The sequence below is a fragment of the Pseudoalteromonas porphyrae genome (genome assembly GCF_001298125.1).
Taxonomy (GTDB): domain Bacteria; phylum Pseudomonadota; class Gammaproteobacteria; order Enterobacterales; family Alteromonadaceae; genus Pseudoalteromonas; species Pseudoalteromonas neustonica.
Window position 1 is genome coordinate 128,538 of record NZ_LHPH01000011.1, and the last position, 6,722, is coordinate 135,259.

Below are 6,722 nucleotides of genomic sequence, written 5' to 3' on the forward strand. Positions count from 1 at the left end.
AAAATAACCATCAACAAGTAAAATACAGGTAACTATTATGAAAGCACAATTAAAACTGTCCACCCTGTTTTTGTCCATGAGTGCCATTTTCAGTGGTGCTACGCTGGCTGCTGAAGAAGACAAAAAAAAGGAAAAAGAAGCCGAGACCGAGCAGGTAGAAGTAATCGAAGTCAGAGGTGTTCGCTCAAGTATTAAGGAATCCCTGTATTTAAAACAACAAGCCGTTGGGGTTATGGATGCCATAGTAGCAGAGGATATTGGTAAGTTTCCCGATCAAAATATTGCAGAGGCACTGCAACGGATGACGGGGATTGCGATTACCCGTAACGGTGGCGAGGGCCAAAATGTTACCGTGCGAGGTTTAGGTGGTGACTATAACGTAACCACCGTTAATGGTCGGCGCATGGCATCAGAGCATTCCAGCCGTAACTTTAATTTTGACTTAATAGCCCCTGAAATCGTCCAATCCCTCGAAGTATATAAATCCCCACAAAGTAAAACACAAGAAGGCGGCATTGGCTCTGTCATCAATATCAAAACCCGTAAACCTCTCGATTTAGACGGTTTTACTTTATCTGGCAGTGCAAAAGGTATTTATGAAGAGCGTACGGGTGATATAAACCCACAAGCATCCTTTTTGATTAGCGATACTTTTTTTGACGATACCTTTGGCGCATTATTTACCGCGGTTTATTCTGAGCGTACTCAACGAGCAGATTCTTATGAAGGCCAAGGGTTTTATGATCCAGACGAAAATGTAGACGTTCGTATTCCAATCGATAGCAATGGTAACGGTATACTTGAAGATAACGAGCAATCATATCCCTCGATCATTCCAGGCTACGTACGTTATTCAAACTGGCAAGATACCCGTGAACGCCTTGGCGCAAGCCTAGCGCTACAATGGCGCCCCTCTGACAAGTTTGATGTGAACTTTGATAGCATGTACTCACAGTACGAAACCAATGGCGAACAATATCAGATTTCATTTGTCACCTATGATGAATCATGGACTCCCGGCATTCCGGCAATCGGTGAAGTAAAATTTAATGATGATGGCAATGCAAATTACGTAGAGTTAGTTGATGGCGCAATGGCAGAACTGCTTAATGTATCTGTACCGCGTAATACCGATACATGGCAATGGGGCTTTAATACAGTTTGGTATGCCACAGAAAGCTTAACGGTTGATTTAGATATTTCACAATCACAAGCAAAAAATGTGAGTAACGGTAATAACCGCTTTATTGTTGCGCGTGGCTTTGTTGATGGTATCACTATCGACCAAACCGGCAGTAATATGCTACCAGATGTAACAATGACACCAGCGCTTAGTTCTGAGCAACCTTTTGGCGCACATTACAGCTACAACTCCGGCACTGATGTTAAAGACAAAATCGAAGAAGTACGCCTAGCAGCAACTTACATCCCTTCGTTTGAACTCGTCAAAGATGTGCAATTTGGTCTACATTACGGTAAACAAACTAAAGAGCGCAGCGTGTTTAAATCTAAAAATGCCTCCATGTTTAGTAACGGCGGCGCTTACTTTAAAAACTCTGAGTACGATAGTTTTGATGACTCAAGTGTAGAAGAGCTTGGCGGCTTAAATTTATTCCGCTTACCTGCTGATGTATTAGTCCCTGCTAATTTTGATAACTTCTTAGATGGCGAACCCGGCAAACACCCTGATCCATGGGCAAGCTTTGATTACGACAAGCTGTATGCTTTTTATGAAACAATCAACCCACAAGCAGCTCAAGATAAAATAGTTGCAAAAAACAGCCCTAAAGATTCATTTGCACTAACAGAGCAAACCCTAGCCGCCTTTGTTGAAACAAACCTACAAGGCGATATAGGCCAATTACCGTTTGCACTGAACATGGGCGTGCGGGTTATTAAAACCGATGTAACATCGGATGGTTACACCTTTGATGTTGAAAATGTTCGCTATAATGTGACTGAAAAAGATGGCGCATTAAGCTACCGTGTTGATGGTGATATTGACGATTATTATGCACGCTCAACCACAGAAGAAAGCTACACGGATGTACTGCCTAGCTTAAACTTCAAACTTAATTTACGCGATGATTTATTGTACCGCTTTAGTGCCGCAAAAGTGATCACACGGCCAAACCTTGGTTACTTATCACCGTACAGTTATTTAGATTTTAATAATGCTGAATACCATGCCTCTAACCCAGGTATCAAACCACTGAGAGCAAATCAGATTGATACCACTATTGAATGGTACTTCTCTGATTATGGCGCACTCACATTTGCAGCTTATTATAAAGACATAGAGTCTGTCATAGCCCGTGGCCGTGTAGGCACAGCACAAGTGGGTAATTACTTTAAAGATGGCGTTGCAGTAGACGGCCCTATTTTTACTAAAATTTCACCTACATCAGAAAAAGGCGCAACCATTTTAGGCTTTGAAACAGCTTATCAACAATCTTTTGATGAAATACTCCCAGCCCCCTTTGATGGCTTAGGCGTACAAGTAAACTATACTTTTACAGATAGTAGCTATGACGATGAAGAATTAAACGACCTTCCTTTTGTAGGAATGTCTGAGCATTCGTATAACGCGGTTATTTATTATGAGAAAGGTGATTACCAAACGCGTATTGCTTATAACTGGCGCGACGATTACCTTGTATACCCAGACGCATGGGGCGGCCCAGAATGGGCGGCTGATTATGGTCAATTTGATTTTAGTGCTAGCTACAACATTACTGAAAAAATGCGCGTTGATTTAAGCGTAACTAACTTAACAAACGAACGACAATGGTCGTATGTTAAAACTGAAGAACAGATTCGTCGCTTGGCGCGCTATGGTCGCTCGATTAGCTTGGGCTTTTCGGCATCATTTTAAGCTGATTAGCGCCGTTTATCGGCGCTTTTTTTATGGAACACACTATGAGATTTTTACTACTTGTTGCCTCATTAATAGGGAGCTTATTTTCTTCCTTTGTAACGGCGACTCAAACCACTGACTACTTCATTCCCAGTTATGGCAATAGTGCCACCAGCCATAGCATTAAAGAAAACAAAGAACTTATCAGCGATGAAGGGATTACGCATTGGCAAGACCCCACAATACCAATAAATCACTACTTTTACCTGCCAACAAAAACCCCTTTTAATTTAAAATTACGTGTAAAAGTGACCGATGGCAACAGTCAATTAAAAGTCGACTTTAATCAGCACAGCCAAATTATTAAACTCACAAACCAACAATTTCAAGACATCGATCTTGGGAAGTTCAACCCAGCTGATGTCGGCTATCAGCAACTCACGCTTAGCGGGTTAACTCGCAGCAGCAACACCTTTGCTGATATTCAAGGGGTTATTGTCACGCTAAATAAAGACGCTGCTGCCCCATTATATGTAAAAGATGATATTTATTGGGGTCGTCGTGGGCCATCTGTGCATTTAAACTACCCAGTAGCTGATACCACTAAAAACTATCAATGGTTTTATTCAGAGCTGACTGTGCCACAAGGCTACGATAAGCAAGGCTCTTATTTTATGGCCAATGGTTTTGCAGAAGGCTACTTTGGCATTCAAGTTAATTCAGCCACTGAACGGCGCGTATTATTTTCAGTGTGGAGTCCTTTTCATACCGATGACCCTGCTGCTATCCCTGTGGAAATGCGTATTCAACAACTTGCTAAAGGCAAAGATGTTTACACAGGTAAATTTGGTAACGAAGGCTCTGGGGGTCAAAGTTACCTCGTTTTCCCATGGCAAGCAGAGCAAACCTATCGCTTTTTACTTAAAGTTAATCCGACTAACAATCTTGCCAATCATACTGATTACAGCGCCTACTTTTATGATCCTATTGCTGCAAAATGGCTATTTATCGCATCATTTAGACGCCCAAGTACCAATACATATGTAACAAGACCACACAGCTTTTTAGAAAACTTTATCCCTGATGCAGGCCAGTTTGAACGCAAAGCGCTTTATAGCAATCAATGGCTTAGAGACACCCAAGGGCAGTGGCATGCACTAACTAAAGCACGTTTTACCTATGATGCAACCGCCGCTAAAAAATCGAGAATGGACTATCAAGGTGGCACTGAGAATACGGGGTTTTACTTACGCAACACCGGCTTTTTTACAGGACCTACTAAATTACACAGCGAATTTGAACGCCCAGTGAGTCAAGCGCCTGAGGTAAACTTAAACGCCTTGCCTAACAATTAAAGTTATTTCAACGTCGCGTTTTGTCCAATCCGCATATTTGTCGCTCCTTCAAGCGACAAATATACTATAGTACGTAATCGACAACTGGCCTTACACGAATGTTTACAATCGATTTTCCTGACGCCCGGTTACAAGCAAATACTGTGTCACTTAAAAATAAAAACACGATAAAATTAATAGTTTTTTCATTATTTCCCTTAATTTTTTTAGAATGAGACAGGTCAACAAAATGTAAGACCTGTTCCTAATATTTTGTAAAAGGCAAGATTCAAGACCTGACCCTATTCACTTTATTCTAAAAGCCCATATTTCTTTATAGGTTGTGCCATCAATAATAGTGTGTTTCTCACGATTGCGACCGAATGCACCAGTCCCTCAGGGTCAGGTCTTGTTTTTTGCCACTAATTACATAAAGACAAAATGCAAGACCTGACCCTAAATACCTCACTCATTCTATCTAATTCCTTCATCACTCCATAAAGTTCGAGAAATTAAAAAAAGATTATCACCTATTTTCGTATAGTCATCGCTTACATAATCATAATGCTCAAATATTAATACCCCATGCTCTAAGCTATAGAAGTAAGAACCATAGACCTTTCCTTCATCTATTAACTTTGGTCTTTCTCCAATAGTTATGAAGAAGCCCGAATAGTTATTACCACCAAGATCTAGTTCAGTTTTAGTTATATTATATTTCAACCTACCACCTAACACATTACCTGAACTATACTTCTCAAAACTTCCGCTTGGTAAAACACTTTCCCTCGGAATGGCAATTATTGTCGAGTCAAAAATAAAACACTTTCTGAACCCATCAATATTACAATTTGACAATGAATTTACACCACTCCCTTCTAAAACAATCTTACTTTTAAGATTTATTTCCAATACCTCACCATCTATTCTGTAATAGCGATAAGACTTATAACTACCTTCTGTATCAACCTCATAGCTACAGGCCGGAATTAAAAATAAAAGCATCAAAAGTAAAAGTTTAAATGAAATTTTCATTAAATTTAATCCTTCTTATGTTTAAAACTATTAAATGCGCACGATAGCCCGTTAGTGCACCAATTATTATAGTTCCCCCAAAAAATTTAAGTTGACACCCATCTTAATTATTCACCGAAAGCAAACTTTAGGATGGGTGTCATCTTTGTTTTTTCTTTTCCGATAAAATTAATAGTTTTTTCATTATTTCCCTTAATTTTTTTAGAAGGAGACAGGTCTGCAAACTATAAGACCTGTCCTTGAGATTTCATAAAAGGCAAAATGCAAGACCTAACCCTAACACTTTTTTAGTAGCTTTCGAACCATTCATAAGGCGAGACTATCCCCCAAGCCCAGTCACCGAAAAAAATAAAAAAGCAGCTGAAAAAATAATAATTACAATTATTAGTATTATTATTAAATTTAAAAAAGCCAATCTGGTTCCTTTAAGCCTAGTTATAACCTCAATAAAAAAAGAAACAGAGCCAAATAGTAAAACGACTATTATCAAACCTATTAATTTTGAAAGCTCTTGCTTTTCAAATATAAATTCAGTTACTAGTAACCAAATTAAAAAATAGAGCGCTGAAATATCGAGTACTAAAGTTAAGTCTGTATTTTTCTCTAAAAATAATGAATCAAATTTATCCGTCGCTAACAAGTATATAAACACAACAAAAAACTTTAAGTAAAAGCTAATTGAATAACCGATCTCAAACTTATCAAAATTTAAAAGGTATAAATCAGCCAATAAAAAAAGCGATATAACTAAAACTGATTGTAATATCGCACTTTTGTTAAAGAAATCAGGTCGACTATTCAATTACATACTTCCCATCTAGTCTAACTTTCATTCTTGGCTTTCCAGAACCCATTAAAGGTATTTTCATTCCTTTTCCCTTAAAATAACTAATTTAAGTTGACACCCATCTTAATTATTCACCGAAAGCAAACTTTAGGATGGGTGTCATCTTTGTTTCATTGTAAAGCTAAACCTTTTAATCACCCCATTTCTATCTGGTAGTATCGATACGCTTTTCACTTCATTTAAGCTACCCGTTAGCTTTCCATTTTCTTTGTAAGAAAAAAAAACTAATTTAAGTTGACACCCATCTTAATTATTCACCGAAAGCAAACTTTAGGATGGGTGTCATCTTTGTTTCATTGTAAAGCTAAACCTTTTAATCACCCCATTTCTATCTGGTAGTATCGATACGCTTTTCACTTCATTTAAGCTACCCGTTAGCTTTCCATTTTCTTTGTAAGAAACCCGAATTCATTATGCAAGTGCACCACTGACCATAACCCACCAATAAATATGACATTCTGAAATATTTGCTAATGTAGTAAGTGCGACCAAACTCATTATCGAGGGAATTCAGAATGTCTTACGAACATCTTAACAGTTTCGAACGAAAAGCTATCTACTATCGATTCAATAGTGGCGAAAGCTGCCGATCCATTGGTAAACTATTAAATCGACACCATACAACTATCATGCGTGAAGTTAAGCGAAA

General features: G+C 38.5%; 5 protein-coding genes. 3 read left to right on the plus strand and 2 right to left on the minus strand.

Annotated features, from left to right (window positions below; all coding sequences use genetic code 11):
* Positions 1 to 37 precede the first annotated feature (37 nt).
* Positions 38 to 2,875, plus strand: a complete 2,838-nt coding sequence (locus ADS77_RS11375) for a TonB-dependent receptor (protein ID WP_054454494.1) — start codon at positions 38 to 40, stop codon at positions 2,873 to 2,875.
* Between the two features lie 44 nt (positions 2,876 to 2,919).
* The gene (locus tag ADS77_RS11380) at positions 2,920 to 4,212 is read left to right on the plus strand and encodes a DUF3472 domain-containing protein (RefSeq protein WP_231659042.1); all 1,293 of its coding nucleotides are present in this window, start codon (positions 2,920 to 2,922) and stop codon (positions 4,210 to 4,212) included.
* A 453-nt stretch (positions 4,213 to 4,665) separates the two neighbouring features.
* Here ADS77_RS11380 and ADS77_RS11385 read toward each other — a convergent pair whose 3' ends face one another.
* Both ADS77_RS11385 and ADS77_RS11390 read right to left on the minus strand, forming a co-directional pair.
* Complete coding sequence (locus ADS77_RS11385) at positions 4,666 to 5,226, minus strand: hypothetical protein (RefSeq protein WP_054205316.1); 561 nt, start codon at positions 5,224 to 5,226, stop codon at positions 4,666 to 4,668.
* 319 nt (positions 5,227 to 5,545) lie between these two features.
* Positions 5,546 to 6,028 carry a hypothetical protein gene (locus tag ADS77_RS11390; protein WP_054454496.1) on the minus strand — a complete coding sequence of 161 codons (483 nt, stop codon included), beginning with the start codon at positions 6,026 to 6,028 and terminating at the stop codon, positions 5,546 to 5,548.
* Between the two features lie 560 nt (positions 6,029 to 6,588).
* Here ADS77_RS11390 and ADS77_RS21675 point away from each other — a divergent pair.
* Positions 6,589 to 6,722, plus strand: a 134-nt coding sequence (locus ADS77_RS21675) for a helix-turn-helix domain-containing protein (protein ID WP_152960613.1), incomplete at its 3' end; no start/stop codon positions are given.

Coding starts and splice junctions, on each gene's coding strand:
- ADS77_RS11385 (WP_054205316.1), bottom strand. CDS start 5,226: ATGAAAATTTCATTTAAACTTTTACTTTTGATGCTTTTATTTTTAATT.
- ADS77_RS11375 (WP_054454494.1), top strand. CDS start 38: ATGAAAGCACAATTAAAACTGTCCACCCTGTTTTTGTCCATGAGTGCC.
- ADS77_RS11380 (WP_231659042.1), top strand. CDS start 2,920: ATGAGATTTTTACTACTTGTTGCCTCATTAATAGGGAGCTTATTTTCT.